The sequence below is a fragment of the Pseudomonas tensinigenes genome (genome assembly GCF_014268445.2).
In the GTDB taxonomy this organism is placed as follows: domain Bacteria; phylum Pseudomonadota; class Gammaproteobacteria; order Pseudomonadales; family Pseudomonadaceae; genus Aquipseudomonas; species Aquipseudomonas tensinigenes.
Window position 1 is genome coordinate 909,762 of sequence record NZ_CP077089.1, and the last position, 24,206, is coordinate 933,967.

General features: G+C 61.0%; 24 protein-coding genes. 3 read left to right on the forward strand and 21 right to left on the reverse strand.

The window, feature by feature from the left end:
• The first annotated feature begins 10 nt into the window (after positions 1-10).
• Positions 11-961 carry a DnaJ C-terminal domain-containing protein gene (locus tag HU718_RS03940; RefSeq protein ID WP_095121889.1) on the forward strand — a complete coding sequence of 317 codons (951 nt, stop codon included), beginning with the start codon at positions 11-13 and terminating at the stop codon, positions 959-961.
• Between the two features lie 23 nt (positions 962-984).
• Positions 985-1,290 (forward strand): chaperone modulator CbpM, encoded by a 306-nt coding sequence (locus HU718_RS03945; protein ID WP_016984795.1) that lies wholly within the window; start codon positions 985-987, stop codon positions 1,288-1,290.
• A 123-nt stretch (positions 1,291-1,413) separates the two neighbouring features.
• Here HU718_RS03945 and HU718_RS03950 read toward each other — a convergent pair whose 3' ends face one another.
• A complete protein-coding gene (locus HU718_RS03950) occupies positions 1,414-2,541 on the reverse strand; it encodes a sensor histidine kinase (RefSeq protein WP_186612866.1) in 1,128 nt (375 codons plus the stop codon).
• A 325-nt stretch (positions 2,542-2,866) separates the two neighbouring features.
• Here HU718_RS03950 and HU718_RS03955 point away from each other — a divergent pair, with 325 nt between their 5' ends.
• Positions 2,867-4,273, forward strand: a complete 1,407-nt coding sequence (locus tag HU718_RS03955; protein WP_186612864.1) for a hypothetical protein — start codon at positions 2,867-2,869, stop codon at positions 4,271-4,273.
• A gap of 56 nt (positions 4,274-4,329) precedes the next feature.
• Here the strand turns inward: HU718_RS03955 and ureC are convergent, their stop codons facing one another.
• The 20 genes from ureC to cbiE form a co-directional block, all read right to left on the reverse strand.
• A complete protein-coding gene (gene ureC / locus HU718_RS03960; RefSeq protein WP_150707189.1) occupies positions 4,330-6,030 on the reverse strand; it encodes an urease subunit alpha in 1,701 nt (566 codons plus the stop codon).
• Between the two features lie 139 nt (positions 6,031-6,169).
• On the reverse strand, positions 6,170-6,475 hold the full coding sequence (locus tag HU718_RS03965) for an urease subunit beta (protein ID WP_150707190.1): 306 nt from the start codon (positions 6,473-6,475) through the stop codon (positions 6,170-6,172).
• Positions 6,475-7,008 (reverse strand): GNAT family N-acetyltransferase, encoded by a 534-nt coding sequence (locus HU718_RS03970; protein ID WP_016984790.1) that lies wholly within the window; start codon positions 7,006-7,008, stop codon positions 6,475-6,477. The genes HU718_RS03965 and HU718_RS03970 overlap by 1 nt, the downstream gene beginning before the upstream one ends.
• A 5-nt stretch (positions 7,009-7,013) precedes the next feature.
• Positions 7,014-7,547: a GNAT family N-acetyltransferase gene (locus HU718_RS03975; RefSeq protein WP_150707192.1), complete on the reverse strand. Its 534-nt coding sequence runs from the start codon at positions 7,545-7,547 to the stop codon at positions 7,014-7,016.
• Between the two features lie 9 nt (positions 7,548-7,556).
• Positions 7,557-7,859 carry an urease subunit gamma gene (gene ureA, locus HU718_RS03980; protein ID WP_007915951.1) on the reverse strand — a complete coding sequence of 101 codons (303 nt, stop codon included), beginning with the start codon at positions 7,857-7,859 and terminating at the stop codon, positions 7,557-7,559.
• Between the two features lie 157 nt (positions 7,860-8,016).
• Positions 8,017-8,856, reverse strand: coding sequence for an urease accessory protein UreD (locus tag HU718_RS03985; protein WP_186612862.1), 840 nt, complete (start codon positions 8,854-8,856; stop codon positions 8,017-8,019).
• 43 nt (positions 8,857-8,899) lie between these two features.
• Entirely contained in the window at positions 8,900-9,598 is a 699-nt protein-coding gene (gene urtE, locus HU718_RS03990; protein ID WP_053116875.1) for an urea ABC transporter ATP-binding subunit UrtE, read from the reverse strand.
• 140 nt (positions 9,599-9,738) lie between these two features.
• On the reverse strand, positions 9,739-10,608 hold the full coding sequence (gene urtD, locus HU718_RS03995) for an urea ABC transporter ATP-binding protein UrtD (protein ID WP_007918913.1): 870 nt from the start codon (positions 10,606-10,608) through the stop codon (positions 9,739-9,741).
• Positions 10,605-11,684: an urea ABC transporter permease subunit UrtC gene (gene urtC / locus HU718_RS04000; RefSeq protein ID WP_110719601.1), complete on the reverse strand. Its 1,080-nt coding sequence runs from the start codon at positions 11,682-11,684 to the stop codon at positions 10,605-10,607. Before urtC ends, urtD begins: the two co-directional genes overlap by 4 nt.
• A complete protein-coding gene (gene urtB / locus HU718_RS04005) occupies positions 11,684-13,186 on the reverse strand; it encodes an urea ABC transporter permease subunit UrtB (RefSeq protein WP_102899409.1) in 1,503 nt (500 codons plus the stop codon). Before urtB ends, urtC begins: the two co-directional genes overlap by 1 nt.
• Before the next feature lie 479 nt (positions 13,187-13,665).
• A complete protein-coding gene (gene urtA / locus HU718_RS04010; protein WP_007914554.1) occupies positions 13,666-14,931 on the reverse strand; it encodes an urea ABC transporter substrate-binding protein in 1,266 nt (421 codons plus the stop codon).
• A 292-nt stretch (positions 14,932-15,223) separates the two neighbouring features.
• Entirely contained in the window at positions 15,224-16,603 is a 1,380-nt protein-coding gene (locus tag HU718_RS04015; protein ID WP_186612860.1) for a PepSY-associated TM helix domain-containing protein, read from the reverse strand.
• 120 nt (positions 16,604-16,723) lie between these two features.
• Positions 16,724-18,844: a TonB-dependent copper receptor gene (locus HU718_RS04020; RefSeq protein WP_186612858.1), complete on the reverse strand. Its 2,121-nt coding sequence runs from the start codon at positions 18,842-18,844 to the stop codon at positions 16,724-16,726.
• 84 nt (positions 18,845-18,928) lie between these two features.
• Complete coding sequence (locus HU718_RS04025; protein ID WP_186612854.1) at positions 18,929-19,375, reverse strand: DUF2946 domain-containing protein; 447 nt, start codon at positions 19,373-19,375, stop codon at positions 18,929-18,931.
• Positions 19,376-19,396: 21 nt separating this feature from the next.
• Positions 19,397-19,876 carry a copper chaperone PCu(A)C gene (locus HU718_RS04030; protein WP_186612852.1) on the reverse strand — a complete coding sequence of 160 codons (480 nt, stop codon included), beginning with the start codon at positions 19,874-19,876 and terminating at the stop codon, positions 19,397-19,399.
• A gap of 48 nt (positions 19,877-19,924) precedes the next feature.
• Positions 19,925-20,323 carry a DUF2946 domain-containing protein gene (locus HU718_RS04035; RefSeq protein WP_150707199.1) on the reverse strand — a complete coding sequence of 133 codons (399 nt, stop codon included), beginning with the start codon at positions 20,321-20,323 and terminating at the stop codon, positions 19,925-19,927.
• Between the two features lie 47 nt (positions 20,324-20,370).
• The gene (locus HU718_RS04040; RefSeq protein ID WP_102899403.1) at positions 20,371-20,682 is read right to left on the reverse strand and encodes a hypothetical protein; all 312 of its coding nucleotides are present in this window, start codon (positions 20,680-20,682) and stop codon (positions 20,371-20,373) included.
• 341 nt (positions 20,683-21,023) lie between these two features.
• Positions 21,024-21,779 (reverse strand): cobalt-precorrin-6A reductase, encoded by a 756-nt coding sequence (locus HU718_RS04045; RefSeq protein WP_186612850.1) that lies wholly within the window; start codon positions 21,777-21,779, stop codon positions 21,024-21,026.
• On the reverse strand, positions 21,776-22,873 hold the full coding sequence (locus HU718_RS04050; RefSeq protein WP_186612848.1) for a cobalt-precorrin-5B (C(1))-methyltransferase: 1,098 nt from the start codon (positions 22,871-22,873) through the stop codon (positions 21,776-21,778). The genes HU718_RS04045 and HU718_RS04050 overlap by 4 nt, the downstream gene beginning before the upstream one ends.
• Entirely contained in the window at positions 22,866-24,077 is a 1,212-nt protein-coding gene (gene cbiE / locus HU718_RS04055; RefSeq protein WP_186612846.1) for a precorrin-6y C5,15-methyltransferase (decarboxylating) subunit CbiE, read from the reverse strand. The genes HU718_RS04050 and cbiE overlap by 8 nt, the downstream gene beginning before the upstream one ends.
• Between the last annotated feature and the right edge of the window lie 129 nt (positions 24,078-24,206).

Sequence of the window (24,206 nt, forward strand, 5' to 3'; positions counted from 1 at the left end):
GATTCCTTCAATGGACTTCAAAGACTATTACAAGATACTCGGCGTGGAGCCGACAGCAGACGACAAGGCAATCAAGGCTGCCTATCGCAAGCTGGCGCGCAAATACCACCCCGATGTCAGCAAGGAAAAGGACGCCGAGGCCAAGTTCAAAGACGCCTCGGAAGCCTATGAAGCGCTGAAAAGCGCCGACAAACGCGCCGAATACGACGAGCTGCGCCGTTATGGCCAACATGGTCAGCCGTTCCAGGGGCCACCGGGCTGGCAGAGCCGAGGCGGCTTTGGCGGTGGCGGTGGCGACACCGGTGACTTCTCGGACTTCTTCAGTTCGATCTTCGGCAATCGCGGCCCCGGTTTCGGTGGCGGTGAAGGTCGGCAACAACGCAGTGCAGGGCGCCGAGGGCAAGACGTGGAAATGGAACTGCCGATCTTCCTCGAGGAGACGCTGGCGAACGAATCGAAGAAAGTCACCTTCCAGGTGCCGCAATACAACGCCAACGGCCAGCACGTCAGCAACACCAGCAAAAGCCTGAACGTGAAGATCCCGGCGGGCGTTACCGACGGCGAGCGCATTCGCCTCAAAGGCCAGGGCGCCCCGGGCGTCGGTGGCGGGGCGAATGGCGATCTGTACCTGACCATTCGTTTTGCGCCGCACCCGAAATTCGATGTCGAAGGCGAAAACCTGATCATCACCTTGCCGCTGGCGCCGTGGGAACTGGCGCTGGGTGCTGAAGTAGCGGTGCCGACCCTGACCGGCAAGATCAACCTCAAGGTCCCGGCCGGCAGCCAGAATGGCCAGCGCATGCGCGCCAAGGGTCATGGCCTGAAAAACAAGGCCGGCGAGCGCGGTTATCTGTTCGTGCAACTCAAAGCCGTGATGCCGAAAACCTCCGACGACGAGGTCAAGGCACTGTGGCAGGAACTGGCAAAGAAAGCCGCGTTCAATCCGCGAGAGAACTTCTGAATTCGACGACGGAGTAGCCCATCATGAGCAGCCCCCTGATCGTTCAACTGGACCTGGCAGAATTCTGTGAGGCGGCCGATTTGTCGGACGTCTACGTGATCGAAATCGTCGAGCACGGCATCCTCGAACCTCAGGGCGCGCAGCCCCGGGAATGGCGCTTCACCGATTACGAATTGGCCTTGGCCAAGCGTGCGGCAAAGTTGCGCCGTGATCTGGAGCTGGAGTGGGAAGGCGTCGCCCTGGCGCTGGATCTGCTGGAAGAGGTGCGCGAGCTACGCGCCGAGAACCGCATGTTGCGGCAACGGTTGGGGCGGTTGGTAGTTGAGTAGATAGCCTGATGTTTTCCGGTTGGTTGATCGGGCCTCTTCGCGAGCAGGCTCGCTCCCACAGGAATACGCATTCCAATGTGGGAGCGAGCCTGCTCGCGAAGAACGATAACGCGGTATCGCTGACTACACCCTCTTGGGCAAGACCACGCTGAACCGTGTGCCGTCGGTCTCATTCGAGCTGACTTCAATCGTCCCGCCATGGGCGTTGACCACTTCCCTGACGATAAACAATCCCAGCCCCAGGCTGGTCGAAGGCTGCCCCGGTTCTTCATCGGCGCTGCGCACCAACGGGTCGAAAATAGTCCCCAGCGTCTCTTCCGGAATCGGTGTGCCGAAGTTGTGCACCGACAGGCACACCGCGTCCGCTTCCTCCTGCAACGTCAACGTTACCTGCTGTGTGTTCGAGCCATGCTGCAACGCATTGCCGATCAGGTTCTGCAGCAATTGATTGATACGCCCCGCGTCCCACACACCTCGTGTATCGCCGTGAATGTGCAGCACCGGCGAGCAATGCGGGTTGCCGGCGCAGGCTTCGGCAATCGCCGCCTGCGCCGCCTCGGCCAGATCCATCGGGGCCGGCTCGATCGGCAGGCTTTTACCGAGACGACTGCGCACCAGCTCCAGCAAATCACTGATCATTGCCGCCATGTGCCCGACGCTGCGTTTGATGTTGTGAGCGCACATCAGCGCTTCGCCCTCGAGCGTGGATTTGCGCAGCAACAGGTCGTTGGACATGCCCACCGCCTGCAACGGTGCGCGCAGGTCATGGCCGAGTATCGCCAGGAATATATCCCGTGAACGGTTGACCTGTTCAGCGTAGGCCGCCGTCGACTCGGCGAGCGCTTCATCAATGGCTTCATTGAAGCGGATCATGTCCTGAAAGCAGGCCATGTCCGGTGATTCAAGACTGTCGACCCAGCGCCGAATCACACAGGCACGCAAGTGACGAAATTCCGAGGTCATCTGGACCAGGTCAAAACCGACAGTGTGGCGCAGCTCGCCATGACTGGCGCCGGCCTGGTCCAGACTCGGGGTCATTTCCGGACCTTCACCCTTGGCTTTGGCCGCTTGCTCCTGCGCTGTCTGTGGTTTGCTCATGTCTCGTGCGGCGGCCAGCAAGATAGCTTTGGCGTGGTCACGCAGTGCAGTGGCGTCCAGATAATCGGCAGCGGGGGTAATGGTGGCTGCAAATTCCTCCCAGTCATCGACGATACAGTCCACGTGCTGCCTGATGAATTCGGATAGACGCATGGCCGGTTCCTTTCTGGAGAGTCTCGCGATACTAGTCTCTTTGCCCGACGGTAAAAACTACCGTTCAGGGGGGTGTCTTGCAGACTGGATGGCGAGTTCGTTCCTGCTGACTTTCCTGCTTGTGAAATTCGCTAATCAGTTAGCCGAGTACGCGGCTATTAACAATATTCCGGTTTTTAATTTCTTTTGCCAACTGCATAGTCTGGTCGGGCCTGTGGTGGAGAAATGGAACTCTCCCTTCAGGGCACCATGCAAAAAAGTTAGAGATTCAGGTTTCGGATAAGCAAAAGGGCAATGTCGCCCTTAACGTTCAAGGATGAAAACCATGCCGCTAAAGCCGCCCTCCAAGGGTGCCGTCACCAGTGATGTGCACACACGCGCGACACCCACGCCCGATGGGCATACGTCGCCTGGGCAAGCGCCACCACGTACCGATTTCGGCCCTGCCACCGCCACGCCTTCGCGATCATCTTCTGCGCCGGGCGGATCCGCGCTGACTCTTGACGCGGATGCCACGTCGTCCACGCCCTCGGTTGCAGTGCGACAAATCCCATCTTCCTCAAGCAGGGCGACCAGGGCAGATCAACTGCCGTGGGCGGATTATCTGAGCAAAGCACCGATCGGGCTTCTGCGGCCGGCCGAGGCGCCGGGGCTGTGGACATTGAAGGGCCGTCGGTATGCCAAAGTACCTGACGGCGTGGTACAGGTGGGGGAGGACTCTCTAACGGGACAATTACGGGCCAAGCTGGCCAGTCAACTGAACCCCAAAGGCCCCGTGCTCGTTTGGGATCCCGACGTGCATCTCTGGCACCCGCTGGAGGAATCCGGGTCGCCGATCCTGCGCTCCAACCGCCGCAAGAGTTCTGTGGAAACACCGCTGTCCGACGACGAGTTCGAGATGGCTCTGGAGTTCTTGCCGGACCGGTCGCAAACCGTGGATGACGTGTTTGAGTTGGCCTCCGAATCGATGCCGATCCAGCCGTATACCGCGCAGGAACTCAGCTTCATGAGGCAAGAGGTACGCTATACATCGTTGAGTAATCAACGAGGCTCCTACAATCGCGCCAACAACGGCAAGTACCCGCTCCGGGACAGTCTCGGCAGGCCCGTGCGTATCCGCACATTGCAGAGCAAAGTTACTTTTGACTCGGGAGAAACCTACACCTCAGAGCAAATCAAGCCATATATAAAGTTTGAAGGTTATGAAACGGTTGCCAGGCTCTATGAGGAAAAGCTGCAACTGCGCCAATTTACCGAAGCAGACGTGCAGGTGCCGGGTGAACGAGCGCTGATCGGTCAGTCGATGGTGTTGGCGAACAGACGGATCGCCAAAGGTGAGGTCGTCGGCGTCTATGGTGGGACCATTCGATCAGGGAGGTTCCTGCTCCCCGCCGAGCAAGTGTTTTCGATGACCATTGGCATGGATGTGGTCCTCAGATCAGGTCAACTCGGCCCTGGCCCGATCGCCGTCGTGGGAGACAACATCATTTCCAGGATCAATACCCACTTTATTTATGACGATGCCGGCAAACCCCTGCGGCAAGCGCCGGACGGCTACAACATCAACCTGATAGGGTTTAAGGTCGAGGCTGATCTGCCGAACAGTGACGGTGTCACCCGCAAGACTTACTTGTTGAATAGCGCATTTGCGCTTGAAGACATTCCTGCCGGCACCGAACTGCGCTGGAACTATAACTACAGTGACGAAGACATCGGCCTGCTTTTCTCATGACGAGAAGCTGTTCGGCGCAATACGGGCAGCAGTGCCCGTATTGGTAAACGTCGCCGTTAGAACAGAAAATACCGTTGCGCCATCGGCAACACATCAGCCGGCTCACACCAGAGCAGCACACCGTCCGCCTTGACCTGGTACGTCTGTGGATCAACATCGATGTCCGGCAGATAGTCGTTGTGGATCAGGTCGGTTTTCTGCACGTCACGGCAACCTTTGACCACGGCAATTTTCTTCTTCAACCCCAACGCTTCCGGTAAACCTGCCTCCTGCGCGGCCTGACTGATAAAGGTCAGACTGGTGGCGTGCAGCGAGCCGCCGTAACTGGCGAACATCGGCCGGTAATGTACCGGTTGTGGCGTTGGGATCGAGGCGTTGGCGTCGCCCATCAGGCTCGCGGCAATCGCGCCGCCCTTGAGTATCAGCGTCGGTTTCACGCCAAAGAAAGCCGGGCGCCACAGCACCAGATCCGCCCATTTCCCCACTTCAACCGAACCGACTTCATGGCTGATGCCATGGGTGATCGCCGGATTGATCGTGTATTTGGCGATGTAGCGTTTGGCGCGGAAATTGTCGTTGCCTGCGCCGTCCTGCGGCAGTGGGCCGCGCTGTTTTTTCATCTTGTCGGCGGTCTGCCAGGTGCGCGTGATGACTTCGCCGACGCGGCCCATGGCCTGGCTGTCGGAGCTGATCATCGAGAACGCACCGAGGTCGTGAAGAATGTCTTCGGCGGCAATCGTTTCGCGGCGGATGCGGCTTTCGGCAAACGCGACGTCTTCAGCAATGCTCGGGTCGAGGTGGTGGCAGACCATCAGCATGTCGAGGTGTTCGTCGATGGTGTTGCGGGTGAACGGTCGGGTCGGGTTGGTCGAACTCGGCAATACGTTGGGGAAGCCGCAAGCCTTGATGATGTCCGGCGCGTGACCACCGCCGGCACCTTCGGTGTGATAGGTGTGAATGGTGCGGCCCTTGAACGCGCCGAGGGTGGTTTCGACGAAACCGGACTCGTTGAGGGTGTCAGTGTGGATCGCCACCTGCACGTCGAACTGGTCGGCAACGCTCAGGCAGTTGTCGATGCTTGCCGGGGTGGTGCCCCAGTCTTCGTGCAGCTTGAGGCCGATGGCGCCGGCCTTGACCTGTTCGATCAGCGGTTCCGGCAGGCTGGCGTTGCCTTTGCCGGTGAGGCCGATGTTCATCGGGAAGGCGTCGGCGGCCTGAAGCATGCGCGCCAGGTGCCACGGGCCGGAGGTGCAGGTGGTGGCGTTGGTCCCGGTGGCTGGGCCGGTGCCGCCACCGATCATGGTGGTGACGCCGCTCATCAGCGCTTCTTCGATCTGCTGCGGGCAGATGAAATGGATGTGCGTGTCGATGCCGCCGGCGGTGAGGATCATGCCCTCGCCGGCGATCACTTCGGTGCCGGCGCCGATGGCGATGGTTACGTTCGGCTGCACGTCGGGGTTGCCGGCCTTGCCGATCGCGGCGATGCGCCCGTCCTTGAGGCCGACGTCGGCTTTGACGATGCCCCAGTGGTCGATGATCAGCGCGTTGGTGATCAGCGTGTCGACGACTTCGGCCGCCAGCAGTTGGCTCTGGCCCTGGCCGTCGCGGATGACTTTGCCGCCACCGAACTTCACTTCTTCGCCGTAGGTGGTGAAGTCTTGTTCGACTTCGATCCACAGCTCGGTGTCGGCCAGGCGCACCTTGTCGCCGACGGTGGGGCCGAACATGTCGGCGTAGGCTTGACGGGAAATCTTCATTCGTTCGCCTTGAGATTCAATTGGTTTTGAAATCGCTCGCAATACTCGCTTTCGCGAGCAGGCTCGCTCCCACATTTGATCGCGGTCTCATGTGGGAGCGAGCCTGCTCGCGAAGGGGCCAGAGCGGACACCGTGTTACTTAGAGGTCACCCATGATCCGTCCGGCAAACCCGAACACCCGCCGATGCCCGGCATAATCCACAAGCTCAACCTCACGACTCTGCCCCGGTTCGAAGCGTACCGCCGTCCCCGCCGGAATATTCAGACGCATGCCCCGGCTCGCCGCGCGATCAAAGGTCAACGCGTCGTTGGTTTCGAAAAAGTGATAGTGCGAGCCGACCTGAATCGGCCGGTCGCCGCTGTTGGCGACCTTCAGGCTGACGGTGCGACGGCCGGCGTTGAGTTCGATGTCGCCGGGCTGGATCTGGTACTCGCCAGGAATCATCACTGGGCTCCTTGCAGAATCTTGTAATAGAGGGCGGTTGGCCGATAGGTGCCGTGCGGGTCGCAGGCGTAATCAGGAATCTGACCCGCGCGGGTGTAACCCAGCGCCTTGTAAAAATCTTCGGCGGGCGAACCGGCCTCGGTGTCGAGGTAAAGCATGCCGCGCTTGTGTTTGGGCGCTTCGAGTTCCAGCGCACTCATCAATTGCTGGCCGAGGCCGCGCCGCCGTGCGTGTTCGCGCACCAGTAGCTTCTGCACCTCGGCGCGGTTGAGACCGTTGGCCTTCTGGCACAGACCCAACTGCACACTGGCCAGCACCTGCTCGTCCTTGACCACCACCCAGAGCAGCACGCTGCCCTTGTTGACGTTGTCCTGCACCTCATCGAAATACGCGCGCGCCTGCGCGGCATCAAGGTCGGCCATAAAGCCGACGCTGGCGCCATAACCCACGGCATCCAGCAGCAGATCGATCAGACCCTGACGGTAATGCGCAAAACTTTCAGCATTGACGCGGCGCAGTTGGGCGGCGTTCATCGGTGTCACTCCTTGTTGGCGTCAGGCGGCTCCGCGCCAGGGTTGAGGGTCAGTTGCATAAATGTCAGGTCGAGCCAGCGACCGAACTTGGTACCGACTTGCGGCATCTGCCCGGTGATGCTGAAACCGGCGCGCTCGTGCAGACGAATCGAGGCGGCGTTGCCGCTTTCAATGGCGGCGACCATCACGTGCTTGTCGCAGGTCTTCGCCCGTTCGATCAGCACGCTCATCAGTTGGGGGCCGAGGCCGTTGCCGCGCTGATCGCTACGCACGTAGACCGAGTGCTCGACGGTGTGGCGAAAACCGTCGAACGGCCGCCAGTCACCGAACGAAGCGTAGCCGAGTACGCTGTTGTCGCCGTCGACGATCACCAGAATCGGATAAGCCTGGGCCTGACGGGCGCTGAACCACGCCTGACGGTTGCCGAGGTCGACGGCTTGTTCATTCCAGATCGCCGTGGTGTTGAGTACGGCATCGTTGTAGATGTCGCGGATCGCCGGCAGATCGGCGTGGACGGCATCGCGGATCGAGTAAGTCATGGCGCGGCCTCAGACGATCGGTTGGTGGACGGTAACCAGTTTGGTGCCGTCGGGGAACGTCGCTTCGACCTGGATTTCCGGGATCATTTCCGGGATGCCTTCCATCACTTGTTCGCGGCTGAGCAGGGTGGTACCGAAGTGCATCAGCTCGGCCACGGTCTGGCCGTCACGCGCGCCTTCGAGCAGCGCTGCGGAGATATAGGCCATGGCTTCCGGGTAATTGAGTTTCACACCGCGGGCCAGCCGCCGCTCGGCGACGAGGCCGGCGGTGAAGATCAGCAGCTTGTCTTTTTCGCGTGGGGTCAGGTCCATTGTGGGGTTCCGTCAGGGCAGATTTAAAAGAGTGGGGACTGTTGGCACAGATCCCTGTGGGAGCGAGCCTGCTCGCGAATACGGACTCACATTCAGCATATTTGTTGGCTGACATGACGCTTTCGCGAGCAGGCTCGCTCCCACATTGAATTGCATTTCAGGTGTTCCAGATTCGGGGTGGCTGAGCCTCACGGCCCAGCAGCACCGGGCGTAGCAAGCGCCATAAATCGATAAGCCATGCGCGGGCGAGCAGTGCTTCAGACGCCAGACAACGGGCGACCAAAAGGCCGGGCAACTGGGTCAAATCCCCGCGCACTTTGTGATCCAGCGAGCGGCAGCGCTCCAGCAACTCAGCATCAATCTCACCGGTGACCAACAACGTCGCAAATACCGGATTGCCATCCAGTCCGATTGGCGAATCAAGTAAACCGTCATCTCCGACAATGCGCTGACGTTCATGCCAGAGCAATCGACCGTCGCGACGAATATCCAGATGCGCTTGAAAATGCCCGAGGTCGAAACGTTCGCCACTGGCCGGGCGACCCAGCGCCACCACATCCCAGTAGAACAGCCGCGCATCACCCTCAAGATCAATCGAAGTGGTCAGCTCGGCCTGCGCCGCGCTGTAGACGATGGTCTCCTGCGGCAGCCATTCCAGCGTCGCCCCGGCAGCCACTTTCAAGTCGAGCTGCTGATAAGCCGGCCCACCGGCGCGATACCACTTCGCCGCGCCGGGGCTGGTGATCTGCGCCCAGGCGTCGGCTTCGACGCGCGCGCTGATGTCCAGTCGATCACCGCCGGCAATCCCGCCCGGCGGGTGGACGATGATGTGCTGGCAGACCTCGGGGCCTTCGGCGTACAGGTGTTTTTGCACCCGCAGCGGGCCGAGGTGTCGGCGCATGACCGGGCGCGTGCAGTCGCCGAAACGGGCGTAGGCGAGTTCCAGCTCGGCGTGCCAGCTCGGGGTAAACAGGGCAGGTGCAACAGTCGAATTCATGGTGTGTAATTATCGTTAGGAAGCTACAGATTAATTCGTTGTACTAGATCGTTACCAGCCCGCGTACACCCTCGGCCTCCATATTTTCACCGCGACCCTGCTGGACGATCTCGCCCCGGGACATCACCAGATACTGATCGGCCAGTTCCGCGGCGAAATCGTAGAACTGCTCGACCAGCAGAATCGCCATATCACCGCGCGCCGCGAGCTTCTTGATCACTGCGCCGATCTCCTTGATCACCGAGGGTTGGATGCCTTCGGTGGGCTCATCGAGGATCAGCAAGCGCGGGCGGCTGGCCAGTGCGCGGCCAATCGCAAGCTGTTGCTGCTGACCGCCGGAGAGGTCACCGCCGCGACGCTGCTTCATTTGTAGCAGCACCGGGAACAGTTCGTAGATGAAACTTGGCACTTCTTTGGCTTCACTGCCGGGAAATCGCGACAGGCCCATCAGCAGATTTTCTTCAACGGTCAGGCGTCCGAAGATTTCCCGGCCTTGCGGCACGTAAGCAATACCGGCGTGAACGCGCTGGTGCGGCTTGAAGGTGGTGATCGGTTTACCTTCCCAATTCACTGCGCCTTCCTTGGCCGGCAAAAGGCCCATCAGGCATTTGAGCAGGGTGGTTTTGCCGACGCCGTTGCGGCCGAGCAGGCAGGTGACTTCGCCGACCTTCACGTCGAAAGACAGGCCACGCAGGATGTGGCTACCGCCGTAGTACTGATGCAGCTTGTCGACTTGCAGCATGTTCGAATTCCTTCTGTTGCACACAGAATCCTGTGGGAGCGAGCCTGCTCGCGAATGCGGCATGACATTCAGCATTTTCAGCGCCTGATGCACCGCTTTCGCGAGCAGGCTCGCTCCCACAGGTTTTGTATTCGCAAACCTTAGCGGCCGAGGTAGACCTCGATCACGCGCTCGTTTTCCTGCACTTGCTCAAGCGAGCCTTCCGCCAGCACGCTGCCTTGGTGCAGCACGGTGACGTGGTCGGCGATCGAGCCAACAAAGCCCATGTCATGCTCCACCACCATCAACGAATGCTTGCCGGCCAGTGACTTGAACAACTCAGCAGTGAACTCGGTTTCAGCATCGGTCATCCCCGCCACCGGCTCATCGAGCAGGAGCAATTGCGGGTCCTGCATCAACAACATGCCGATCTCGAGGAACTGCTTCTGGCCGTGGGACAACAACCCCGCCTGACGATTGACTGAAGTAGTCAGGCGAATTGTCTCCAGCACTTCGCTGATCCGGTCCTTCTGTTCGCCACTCAAACGCGCACGCAAACTGGCCCACACCGACTTGTCGGTCTTCTGCGCCAGCTCCAGGTTTTCAAACACGCTCAGCGCTTCAAACACCGTTGGCTTCTGAAACTTGCGGCCTATACCGGCCTGGGCGATTTGCACTTCGCTCATCTGCGTCAGGTCGAGGGTTTCACCGAACCAGGCCTTGCCGTGACTGGGCCGGGTCTTGCCGGTGATCACGTCCATCAGCGTGGTTTTGCCCGCGCCGTTAGGGCCGATGATGCAGCGCAATTCGCCGACGCCGATGTACAGGTTGAGATTGTTCAGCGCACGGAAGCCGTCGAAGCTGACGCTGATGTCTTCCAGTGTGAGGATCGTGCCGTGGCGGGTATCCAGCCCCGGGCCGACGCGTTGGCCGAGGCCGATCGAGTCGCGGCTGGTGCCGGCGTCCTTGTTCGGTTCCACGGGAAAGAAGGCCGGTTCCAGCATGAATTCAGCGCTCGCCGTGACTCTCATTGTTCACCTCGTTTCTTCAGCAGACCGATCACGCCTTTGGGCAAGTACAGCGTCACGACGATGAACAGCGCGCCGAGGAAGAACAGCCAATATTCCGGGAATGCCACGGTGAACCAGCTCTTCATGCCGTTGACCACACCGGCGCCGAGCAGTGGGCCGATCAGCGTGCCGCGACCGCCGAGGGCCACCCACACCGCCGCTTCAATCGAGTTGGTCGGCGACATCTCGCTCGGGTTGATGATGCCGACTTGCGGCACATACAACGCCCCGGCCAGGCCACACAACACCGCACTCAACACCCACACAAACAACTTGAACCCGCGTGGGTCGTAGCCGCAGAACATCAAGCGGTTTTCCGCATCGCGCAATGCTGTCAGCACGCGACCGAACTTGCTCTGCGCCAGGCGCCAGCCGATGAACAGACTCGCCACCAGCAACAACACCGTGGCCAGAAACAACACCGCGCGAGTGCCCGGTTCAGTGATGCCGAAACCGAGGATGGTGCGGAAATTGGTAAAGCCGTTGTTGCCGCCGAAGCCGGTCTCGTTGCGGAAAAACAGAAGCATGCCGGCGAAGGTCAGGGCCTGGGTCATGATCGAGAAATACACGCCCTTGATCCGCGAGCGGAAGGCGAAAAATCCGAACACCAGCGCCAGCAACCCCGGCGCCAACACCACCAGACACATCGCCCAGAGGAAGCTGCTGGTACCGGTCCAGTACCACGGCAATTCGCTCCACGACAGGAAGGTCATGAACGCCGGCAAGCCATCGCCAGCGGCCTGACGCATCAGGTACATGCCCATCGCATAACCGCCGAGGGCAAAAAACAGACCGTGACCCAGCGACAGCAAACCGGCATAACCCCAGACCAGATCCAGCGCCAGGGCGACGATGGCGTAGCAGAGGATTTTGCCAACCAGCGTCAGCGTGTACGCCGAGACCGACAGGGCATTTTCCGCTGGCAACAACGACAGCAGCGGCAGGGCGATCAGCAGTGCAAGAATCACCGCGCCGACCGCGATCGTGACTTTCGGCCCGGCCTTTTGTGTGGCCGTGACTAACAGAGGCTGGTTCATCAGTCGATCACCCGTCCTTTCAGTGCGAAGAGGCCTTGCGGACGTTTCTGGATAAACAGAATGATCAGCGCGAGGATCAGGATCTTGCCGAGCACCGCACCGATCTGCGGTTCGAGAATCTTGTTGGCGATACCCAGGCCAAATGCCGCCAGCACGCTACCGGCCAGTTGCCCGACACCGCCGAGCACCACCACCAGGAACGAGTCGATGATGTAGCTCTGGCCGAGGTCCGGGCCGACGTTACCGATCTGGCTCAGCGCCACGCCGCCGAGTCCGGCGATACCGGAACCGAGGCCGAAGGCGAGCATGTCGACGCGCCCGGTCGGCACGCCGCAGCAGGCGGCCATGTTGCGGTTCTGGGTGACGGCGCGAACGTTGAGGCCCAGGCGCGTTTTGTTCAGCAACAGCCAGGTCAGCACAACGACGAACAAGGCGAAGGCGATGATGACGATGCGGTTGTATGGCAGAACCAGATTCGGCAAGACCTGAATCCCGCCGGACAGCCATGCCGGGTTGGCGACTTCAACGTTTTGCGCGCCGAACAACAGGCGCACCAGTTGAATCAGCATCAGGCTGATGCCCCAGGTGGCGAGCAGGGTTTCCAGCGGGCGGCCATAGAGATGACGAATCACCGTGCGCTCCAGCGCCATGCCGATGGCCGCCGTGACAAAGAACGCCACCGGCAGTGCGATCAAGGGATAAAACTCGATCGCTTGGGGGGCGTAGCGCTGGAACATCAACTGCACCACGTACGTCGAGTAGGCACCGAGCATCAGCATCTCGCCGTGGGCCATGTTGATCACGCCGAGCAGGCCGAACGTGATCGCCAGACCGAGTGCGGCGAGCAGCAGAATCGAACCAAGCGACATGCCGCTGAACGCCTGACCGAGCACTTCGCCGATCAGCAGTTTGCGTTTGACTTGGGCGAGGCTGGTTTCGGCGGCGGTGCGTACGCCGGCATCGCTCTCGACGCCGGGTTCGAGCAGGCCTTCGAGGCGCGTGCGCGCCAAAGGATCGCCGGTTTCGCCGAGCAGGCGTACTGCGGCAAGACGCACGGCCGGATCGGTATCGACCAGTTGCAGGTTCGCCAGCGCCAGGCTCAGGGCGGCGTGGACGCCTTCATCTTTTTCGCCAGCCAGTTGCTGGTCGAGGAATTTCAGCTGCGCGGGTTTCGCGCTTTTCTGCAATTGCTGCGCGGCAGTCAGACGGATTTTGGCGTCGGCGGCGAGCAATTGATGGCTGGCCATGGCGGTGTCGATCAGACCCCGCAGGCGATTGTTCAGGCGCAGGGTTTTCGGTTGGCCATCGATGGTCAGTTCGCCTTGTTGCAGGGCGTTGATCAGTTCGATACGGGCCGGATCGGGCTGCGCGGCCCAGGTTTCCAGCAGTTTGGCTTGCTGCACAGGATTGGCCGCGACGAAGTCTTCGGCATCGCCGGCATGGGCCAGCATTGGCAGCAAGAGTGCGATGGCTATGAGAAAGCGGTGTATGGCAGTGGGCATTAGTGGAGTTTCCTTTCTTGCGGTGGCCGATGGAGCGGTGTCCGGCTGTGAATCCGCCCCTCACCCTAACCCTCTCCCAGAGGGAGAGGGGACTGACCGAGTTGTCAGGTCATCCAACACCGACCTGACATTCCTGCGTCGAACTCAAGTTCTGAAAGCCATAGATATCTGCTCCCTTCCCCCCTCTCCCAGAGGGAGAGGGGACTGACCGAGTTGTCAGGTCATCCAGCACCGACCTGACATTCCTGCGTCGAACTCAGGTTCTGAAAGCCATAGAGATCTGCTCCCTTCCCCCCTCTCCCAGAGGGAGAGGGGACTGACCGAGTTGTCAGGTCATCCAACACCGACCTGACATTCCTGCGTCGAACTCAGGTTCTGAAAGCCATAGAGATCTGCTCCCTTTCCCCTCTACCCCTTGGGGGAGAGGGTTGGGGTGAGGGGGAAAAGATCTTCGCCCCACCCCAAAACCCAAGTCAGACTCAGTTGCTCTTCACCGCATAATCCGGCTTCTTGTCGTTGCCCTGAATGAACGGGCTCCACGGTTGAGCGCGGATCGGCCCTTCGGTCTGCCACACCACGTTGAACTGACCGTCGGCCTGAATCTCGCCGATCATCACCGGTTTGTGCAGGTGGTGATTGGTCTTGTCCATGGTCAGGGTGTAACCCGACGGCGCCGCAAAGGTCTGGCCGGCCAGCGCTTCACGCACTTTGTCGACGTCGGTGGACTTGGCTTTCTCAACCGCCTGCGCCCACATGTGGATGCCGACATAAGTGGCTTCCATCGGGTCGTTGGTCACGGCTTTATCCGCGCCCGGCAGGTTGTGTTTCTTCGCGTAGGCTTTCCAGTCAGCGACGAATTTCTTGTTCTGCGGGTTCTCTACCGACTCGAAGTAGTTCCATGCCGCAAGGTTGCCCACCAGCGGTTTGGTATCGATGCCGCGCAGTTCTTCTTCGCCGACCGAGAACGCCACAACCGGCACGTCGGTGGCTTTCAGACCCTGGTTGGCCAGTTCTTTGTAGAACGGCACGTTGGAGTCGCCGTTGACGGTGGAGATCACGGCAGTCTTGCCACCGGCGGAGAATTTTTTGATGTTGGCAACAATGGTCTGATAGTCGCTATGACCGAACGGTGTGTAGACCTCTTCGATGTCCTTGTCGGCGACGCCTTTGGAATGCAGGAACGAGCGCAGGATCTTGTTGGTGGTGCGCGGGTAGACGTAGTCGGTGCCGAGCAGGAAGTAGCGTTTGGCGCTGCCGCCTTCTTCGCTCATCAAATATTCAACCGCCGGGATCGCTTGCTGATTAGGCGCGGCGCCGGTGTAGAAGACGTTCGGCGACATCTCTTCGCCTTCGTATTGCACCGGGTAGAACAGCAGACCGTTAAGCTCTTCAAACACCGGCAACACCGATTTACGCGACACCGACGTCCAGCAGCCGAACACCACGGCAACCTTGTCCTGAGTCAGCAACTGCCGGCCCTTTTCGGCGAACAGCGGCCAGTTCGATGCCGGGTCAACCACCACCGGTTCGAGCATCTTGCCGTTCACACCGCCCTTGGCGTTGATCTCGTCGATGGTCATCAGCGCCATGTCTTTGAGCGACGTTTCGGAGATCGCCATGGTGCCGGACAACGAATGCAGAATCCCGACCTTGATGGTCTCGGCGGCCTGGACAGTCCAGGTCATGCCCATCGCGGCAATGGATGCCGTGAGTGTGAAAGCCTTGATCAAACTGCGACGCTTCATTGTGCGATCTCCATGAACGTTTGAAGTTTTTTTGGTTGGCAGATGCGGACGACTGAAGGGTGTTTTGCAAGGGCTGTGCCCGGTCGGGTTTGGGCAGGAAAATGTCGTGTTAGAGCGGTTGCGCTGCTGAGCTCTGCACCATGAAGGGACGCACATGAGGCGTTGGTGCAGGCGGTCGCGCCAGAATGGGGCGCGAACAATCCGTGTAGGAGCTGCCGCAGGCTGCGATCTTTTGATGTTGTTTTTCAAGATCAAAAGATCGCAGCCTGCGGCAGCTCCTACATGGGGTGGATCAGGATGAAGTCGAGGCGGACTCGGTTTGCCTGCTCAGGCGCGACAGCAGCAGGCGATCCAGTAGCCACACCACCACCAGCGAAGCCCCCACCAGCGGAAAAATCACCGCCAGCGCGAGCATGATCACCACCCCGGTTTTCCACTTCGGCAAATCATGGCGCAGCGGCGGCACACCCAATTTGCCCTGTGGCCGACGCTTCCACCAGATCACCACGCCGCTGACGGCACTGAGCAGAATCATCAGGCAGATCAGCAGCACGACGATCTGGTTGAAGGTGCCGAACATCTTGCCCTCGTGGAGCATCACGCCGATTTCCGTGGCCCGCGCAACCGTGCCGTATTGCTCGAAACGCACATCGGCGAGGACCTTGCCGGTGTACTGATCGACGTGCAGGGTTGCATCGTTGCGCGGGTCATCGGCGAACACGGCGATGGTGAACACGCCGGTGGCGGTGGTCGGCAAGGTGATGCTGTAACCCGGCTCGACTTTGCGCTGGGTGGCAATGTTCTGCACGTCTTGCAGGCTGATGGCGGGTGCTGCGGGGCCAGCGTTGGTGGCGCCGTGGTTCATGTGTTCGGCGTGGTCGCCGGACATCGGCATCGGCGTGTTTTCCATCGCCCATGGTACGGTCTGGCGCGTGGCGGTGTTCAGGCTGCGGGCTTCGACGTCGGAGGTCGGCACGTTGTCCCACATCGCCGCCGGGAACACGTTCCACACCTGCGCGTATTGCTTGCCCCAGAAACCGGTCCAGGTCATACCGCTGAGCAGCATCACCAGCAGCAGGGTTGCGCCCCAGAACCCGGTGACTGCGTGCAGATCGCGCCACAACACGCGACCGCGACTGTTCAGCCGCGGCCACAAAATGCCCGCGGCCTGACCGCGCGGCCACCACAGGAACAGGCCGGACACCACCAGCACTACGCCCCAACCGGCAGCCATTTCGATAAGACGATCACCGACGGTGCCGATCATCAATTCGCCGTGGATGGCTCGGGCGATGGCTTGCAGGTTCTGCTTGGCATCCTGCTCGCCGAGGATGTCGCCGTGATACGGATCGACGAATACGTTGAGTTCCTGGCCGGCGTTTTTCACCACAAACTGTGCGCTGCGTTCGGCGTTGACCGGCGGCAGGTACTGGGTGATCTGACCTTGCGGATAGGCGCTTTTCACCCGTTGCAGCAAGTCATCGGCGGGCACCGTGTGATGGCCGGCCGGGACGTTGAGCAGGCTGCTGTACATCAGTGAATCAAGCTGCGGTTTGAACAGATAAATGATGCCGGTCAGGGCCAGCATCACCATGAACGGGGCGACGAACAGGCCTGCGTAAAAATGCCAACGCCAGGCCAGGTTGTAGAAATTCGGTTTGGGCTGTTTCATCACGTGTGCTCCGCTGGGCGAATTTTTTAGATCAAGAGATCGCAGCCTTCGGCAGTTCCTACAGGGAGTACGCGCTCCCCTGTAGGAGCTGGCGCAGCCTGCGATCTTTTGACTTTCTTGTTAGAAACTCATGTCGACCTTGGTCCAGAGCGTGCGCCCCGGTTCATTGATCGCTTGCGGGTCGTTGGCCGGGTAGCCGAACCCGGCGTTGCCCGCCAGGTTCAGGTGTTCGGCGTAAGCCTTGCCGAACAGGTTGTCGACGCCGCTGCTGACCTTCCAGTTCTTGTTGATCCGGTAGGCACCGTTAAGCGAGAACACGCCGAAGCCCGAACTCTTGTCGTAATCCTTGCCGACCACGTTGCCCTTGTTCTGGTCGATGCGGTTTTGCGCGGCGACTACTCTCCACAGTGCCCCGGCGCTCCAGTTGTCTTCGGTATAGGTCAGACCGAAGCGTGCATCCAGCGGCGGCATCTGCGGCAGAGCCTTGCCGTCACTGCTGTTCTTGCCCCAGGCGTAGGCCAGGGTCGCATCGGCTTTCCAGTGGTCGGTGAGTCTGTAGGCGGCACCGAGCTCACCGCCCATGATCCGCGCGTCGATGTTCTCGGCGCGCGAGGTGCTCATGCCCATCATTCCGGGCGTGTAGTCGAAGAGGATGTAGTCGCGCACGAAACCGACGTAGCCCGAGGCCCAGGCTTCGAGCCCGGCGCTCTTGTAGTTCACGCCGAAGTCGAACTGCGTGGTCTTTTCCGGTTTGATCGAATCGAACGCGTTGACCGAGCCGGCCGGGCCGGACTTGGGCGAAAACAGCTCCCAGTAATCCGGGAAGCGCTGCGCGTGACCCAAACCTGCATAGAGTGTGGTCGGGCTGTCGGCAAGGTCATGCTCGTAGCGGATGAAACCGCTCGGCAGGGTGTCGGCACGGGTGTCATCGGCGGTCGGGTTCGGGCGAGTCATCATTCCCGAACCGGTGCTCTGCCGGTAATCCTTAGCCGAAGCGCGGTCGACACGGGCGCCGCTGATCAGCCGATCACGGTCGGCGGCGTACCAGGTCATTTCGCTGAACACGCCGTAGTTATGGAAATCGGCGTCCTTGCTGTAGGGCTGATCCTTGTAGGTGTCGATGCCCATGCCGCTGCGTTGGCGGTGTTCGTTGGTCTGCGCGTCGAGGCCGGTGATCAACTGGATATCAGCCCAACGCCAAGTGGCTTTGATCCGTGCGCCAAGGGTGCGGCGATCGACGTTGGACGCCATCGGCCCCGCCATCATCCCGGTGCCGGACGGCGTGCGCAGGGTGTAGTTGTCCATCACGTGGTCGGCGTAGTTGTAGTAGACCTGCGCTTCGAGTTTCTCCAACACATCAGTGATGTTGGATTTTTCCAAACGCAGACCGAGGCTTTCACGCAGGAACTGCGAGCCGTCCATGCCGCGTCCGGCGTAGCGTGCTTCGCCGTCACCCTTGCCGGCGGTGAGCTCGATCAGGGTGTCGGCGTCCGGGGTCCAGCCGACGGCGACGTCGCCGTTCCACTTGTCGTAGCGCGAGGCGACGATGTTGTTGTTGCCGTCGCGGTAATCGTCGGAATGCGCGGTGTTGCCGATTACCCGCACGTAGCCCAACGGGCCGCCAGCAGCGGCATCGACGACCTTGTCGAAGCGTCCGTGGGAGCCAGCCAGAATGCTCGCGTTCACCCGTGTGCCGAGTTCGCCGAAGCTCTCCGGTTCACGATCAAACAGCACCGTACCTGCCGATGCACCCGGACCGTAAAGCACGGTTTGCGGACCTTTGATCACGGTGAGTTTGTCGTAGGTTTCCGGCGAGATATACGAGGTTGGCGCGTCCATCCGGCCCGGGCAGGCACCGAGCATCATGCTGCCATTGGTGAGGATGTTCAGGCGTGAGCCGAACATGCCGCGCAGTACCGGATCGCCGTTGGTGCCGCCATTGCGCACCAGCGCAAAGCCCGGAATGGTCTTCAGATAATCGCCGCCGTCACTGGCCGGCACCGGTTGGCGTGGATCTTTGGGGTTGGTGACGATGGTCAGTGGCGAGCTAGGGGCGATTGCAGTAATCACCGTCGGGCTGAGTTCTTCGTTGTGCGCGGCGTGATCATCGGCCAGCACCAGCGGGGACAGCAGGACGCCGCAAAGGACGGCGGTAGCGTGCCTGAAACGAATCCGCGATTCGTTCAAAGCGAAGGATGCCGGGGTGGAACCCGAGCGTGGAACAGCAGCAAACCTGGACATGACAATTTCCATCAAACAGTCGTAAACGACACGGCCGGCAGCCTGAAGCTGTCTTCTCAACCGTGTGCAATCAAAGGTGCGTGTTTACGTGGCGATGGGCGGGGCGCGGGTGCGGGCGCCGGGGAAGAAGGTTTGCCGGGCGTGGCCCAGGTGTGGCGAGGGCGGGGTGAAGGTGTTCAGCGGCGGGATATTGAAGGCGACGAAATCGCCACCGCCGGTCAGTGCCGGGCAATTGAACAGCAGGCTGCAATAGCCGCATTTTTCCCACAGCACGTGGTGCGAGGATTGCGGTGGGCAGTGTTCGGCATTCGATTTCGCCTCATGCCCGGAGTGATCCATGCCCGGCATGTCCATCGACATGTCCATGCTCATCGGCATCGAAGTCGAGGCGTGTTGATCCATCGGCATCGACTGAGAAATCAGTGGGCCGATGAAGATCATCAACATGGCGAACAGGGCGATCCAGCTGCCGCGGGTCAGGTGTTCAGTCTGACGGCGTTGCCGGGAGGGCCTGGCGCTCAGCGGGCGCATGGGCGGAGTCTGCCGGAAGGCTTACTGGGCGTGCGCGTGGGCCTGCGTGGTTTCCGGCGGTTTCTTCTGCACCGAGACTTCGACGGTGATGTCACCGGCCTTCTCGAAATGCAGCGTCAGCGGGAAGCGTTTGCCGTCGCTGAGCAGGCTGCGGTCTCTCGGGTTGAGCAGCATCACGTGATAGGCCATTGGCGCGAAGGTCACATTGCCGCCGGCCGGAATGGCCACGCTCGGCACTTGCTGCATCTTCATCAGATCGCCCTGCATGACGTGCTCGTGCAGTTGCGCTTCTGGAGCTATCGGCGAGTCGACGCTGAGCAACCGATCGTCAGTTTTGCCGGCGTTGTGAATGATGAAATACGCGGCGACCGTCGGTGCATTCGGCGGCAACTCTTGCGACCACGGATGGGCGATTTCCAGCTCGCCGGCCTTGTATTCGTGAGCATGGGCAAAGCACGCCGGCAGCAGCAGCGCAGCGATAACGATGAGTTTGTTCAACATGGCAGTTCTCCAGAACGATTTGAAACGCAGGTCAATTGCGCGAACAAATCAAACCAGAGGGGAAGCGCGGGGATTGAGACTCGGCCATTGCTGGCGCGGCGTGGGTGTTTGCAGAGAGGCGGGCGCGACGCTGCGATTGCTTTCATAACGGGCGAAGTAAAGCTGCGGCGAATGCCCCGGCAACGCCACCAATGGCGCCGAGCCAGAGCAGCACCAGCAATGCTGCATGTTCGAATGCGTGTCGTTGGCCGGGGCTTTTTGATCGATGGGGCCGATATTGATCGCCACCATCTTGGTCCCGCTGCCGGTGCAGAAACTGCTCCAGAGCAATTGCTCGGCCGGTGAATTGGCCGCCTGCGCCATCGCCCCGGTCATCGGCATGGCGAGCATGTTGAACAGCACTGCAAAGCAGGCGATCCAGGCAATTGCTAGCCGGTGTCGGTTCATGGGACAGATCCATTGGGTGGGCGATCAGGCGCGGCTATTTAGCCTGATCAGGGCCGATAAGTAAAAAAGCGTCGTGCGGTCTGGTGTCGCAGCGCTGCCTGCAAGAGCTTGAGAAGCCTGCGCCCCAGCTCGATTTCGCCGTTATAAATGAGTGTAGCGGCTTCGATTCGCATTGCCTGGGCGAAATTCGAGTCGCTTTCTATTCGTGCACGAATGGTCTGCTTGTAGTCTCGGAGCGCCACCCGGTTGAGCTGCCCATCGCCCGAATCTTCGATCTCATAACCCTTGATGTATTCGCTAAGATCGGCAGGCGTTTTGAGGTAATCCTTGACGTCGAAACGGGAGAATTTTTCTGACATTGGATATGTACGCCCTTGGAATCAAAGACGTTGAGCGTAGAGGTGGACGCTGAATGCCGATAGTCAGTGATTCGTTAAGTTGTTGTGGGCAGTGTCCGGTGCGTTTGTAGGATTCAGGTCAGATATCCGGCCGAGCCCGTGACATTGTGGGAGCGAGCCTGCTCGCGAAAGCGGTGGGTCAGGCAATGATGTGCAGACTTTGCCGACGTTTTCGCGAGCAGGCTCGCTCCCACACTGTTCGGTGGCGACCACATTGCCTGTTCACCCCGCGAACCCAGTGGAAGCGGCGGTGCGACGATTCGACTTGCCGGCGCAGGCGGCCGTGAGATCTGTGCTTATTTTCAGATACGGTTAAAGGTCGCGAGGGCAGCGAGGGCAGCGAGGGCAGCGAGGGCAGCGAGGATTTTGTCGACCGAGGCAAACTCCCGATCAACCCCCGGCAACCCCGGCCGCTTCAACACCAGCACCGGCACCGCACGCTCGCGCGCCACTTCCAGCTTCGGCTCGGTCGCGGTGCTGCCGCTGTTCTTGCTGATCAACACATCGATCTGCCGCCGTTCGAACAGTGCGCGCTCATCCTGCAGCAGAAACGGCCCCCGCGCGCCGATCACTTCGCAGCGTCCGTTGCCGGGGTAGACGTCGAGGGCGCGCAGAGTCCAGAACTGGTCCTGAGGGATTTCATCGAGATGTTGCAGTGGTTCGCGGCCGAGGGTGAACAACGGCCGGCGAAACGGCTTGAGGGCGGTGATCAACTCGGCCCAGTCGCTGACTTCGCGCCAATCACCACCGGGCTGCGGCTGCCACGCCGGACGGCGCAATGCCCAGCAGGGAATGTCGGTCAGTCGCGCGGCGGTCGCGGCATTCTGGCTGATCTGTGCGGCATAGGGATGCGTGGCGTCGAGCAGCAGATCGATGCCTTCGTCGCGAATGAATTGCGCCAGACCTTCAGCGCCCCCGTAGCCACCGACGCGCACCTGACAGGTCAGATCCGTCGGCACCCGGCCAACGCCAGCGAGGCTATAGATATGTTCTGGCCCCAGTGTGCGGGCAATCGCCAGCGCTTCGGTCACGCCGCCCAGCAACAATATCCGCTTCATGCAAAACCTCCGGCATGCCCGACAATGCCGCCCTGACGATCAATCGCAAACACCTCGACCTGCACCTGCGCGGGCACCACGCTGCGGGCGAAATTCAAAGCATGGCGGCAGACTTCATCTCCCAGCGCGATCCCCGCTGAACTGGCCATGGCCAGCGCCTGCTGGCTGGTGTTGGCCTCGCGAATGCTTTGTTGCAACGCCTCATCGGCGCCAATCGCCGCCGCCCACGCAGCCAGTTGCGGCAAGTCGATGCTCGAATGCCGCGAGTGCAGATCCATATGCCCGGCGGCCAGTTTGCTGATCTTGCCGAAGCCGCCGCACAGGCTGAGTTTATCCACAGGCACTTTGCGCAGATGCTTGAGCACTGCGCCGACGAAGTCGCCCATTTCGATCAGAGCGATTTCCGGCAGGTTGTAGACCCGACGCATGGTGTCTTCGCTGGCGTTGCCGGTGCAGGCGGCGATGTGCAAATAACCGTTGGTTTTCGCCACGTCGATGCCTTGATGGATCGAGGCAATGTAGGCCGCGCAAGAGAACGGCCGAACGATGCCGCTGGTGCCGAGGATCGACAAACCACCAAGAATGCCCAGCCGTGGGTTCATGGTTTTCAGCGCCAGTGCTTCACCACCCTCGACGTTGACCGTGACGTCGAAGCCGCCGGCATAACCCGTCTCGGCGGCGAGCAGCGTCAAGTGATCGCTGATCATTTTGCGTGGCACCGGATTGATCGCCGGCTCACCGACGCCGAGCACCAGTCCCGGCCGCGTCACGGTGCCTACGCCGGCACCAGCATTGAAGCGAATCCCCGGTTCGGCCATAAGCCGTACCCGCGAATAGAGCAGAGCGCCGTGGGTCACGTCGGGATCGTCACCGGCATCCTTGATCGTGCCGGCCTCGGCACCGTCCTCGGTCAATCGGCAGAACTCCAGGCGCATCTGCACCTGCTTGCCTTTGGGCAAGACAATTTGCACGGCATCGGCCGACAGCCCACCGAGCAACAGGCGCGCGGCGGCGAGGCTGGTGGCGGTGGCGCAGCTGCCGGTGGTCAGGCCGCTGCGCAGGGGTGCGGGTTGTTCGGCAGTTTCGTCACGCATCGAGGGGTTTGACCAGGTCGAGCAGGGTGATTGGCAGCGCCTGACGCCAAGTGTCGAATTCGCCGAGCGGCTGCGCCTGGGCGACGTGTATGCGCGTCAGTTCGCCACCGTAACGTTCGCGCCAATTCATCAGGGCCACTTCGCTTTGCAGGGTCACCGCGTTGGCGACCAGACGGCCACCGGGTTTGAGCTGTTCCCAGCAGGTTTCGAACACGCCTTCACGGGTGACGCCGCCGCCGATGAAAATCGCATCCGGGCGCTCCAGTCCGGCCAATGCCTGCGGTGCCTTGCCGCGAATCAGATGCAGGCCGGGCACGCCCAGTGCATCGCGGTTGTGCTCGATCAGTTGCTGGCGACCTTCGTCGGCTTCGATGGCCAAGGCGCGGCAGCTCGGGTGCGCGCGCATCCACTCGATACCGATCGAACCGCTGCCGGCGCCGACGTCCCAGAGCAGTTCGCCGGGGGTCGGGGCGAGGCGGGCTAGGGTGATGGCGCGTACGTCGCGCTTGGTCAACTGGCCGTCGTGCTGGAATGCCGAGTCGGGCAGACCGGCCAGGCGCGACAGGCGCGGGGCGTTGCTATCGGCCTGGCACTCGATGGCGATGACATTGAGGTCGGCTATCGGCGCGTCGTCCCAAGCGTTGGCGGTGCTGTCGATGCGCCGCTCGGCGTCACCGCCAAGATGCTCGAGAACGCTCAGGCGACTCGAACCAAATCCGCGCTCACGGAGCAATTGCGCAACAGCCGCCGGACTCTGACCGTCATTGCTCAGCAACAACAGCCGCACACCGCTGAACAGTTGTGCATTGAGTGCCGCCAGTGGCCGGGCCACCAGCGACAGCGTCACCACCTCCTGCAACGGCCAGCTGAGGCGGGCCGCAGCCAGCGAGCACGACGAAGGTGCGGGCAGAATCAACATTTCGTCGCTTGGCACCTGGCGGGCGAGGCTGGCACCGACGCCGTAGAACATCGGGTCACCACTGGCCAGCACGCAGACCGCTTCGCCGCGCTGCTCAAGCGCCGGTGCAAGGGAAAACGGGCTGGGCCACAATTGCCGCTCACCGCGAATACACACCGGCAGCAGATCCAGTTGGCGCTGGCCACCGACGATCCGCGAGGCACCCAGCAGGGCACGCCGGGCGTTTTTGCCCAGGCCCTTGAAGCCGTCTTCACCGATTCCCACTACCGTCAGCCAGGGTGACATCTATATTCCTCTAAACACGCCGTTCCGACGGGCAGTCTTTTCATGCCAGCGGACAAAGCAGGCATAATACCGCGCCTTCGCCCGCGAAGCGCCTTTCCCACGCAGCCGGTCCGCCCCTTGAACGAACGC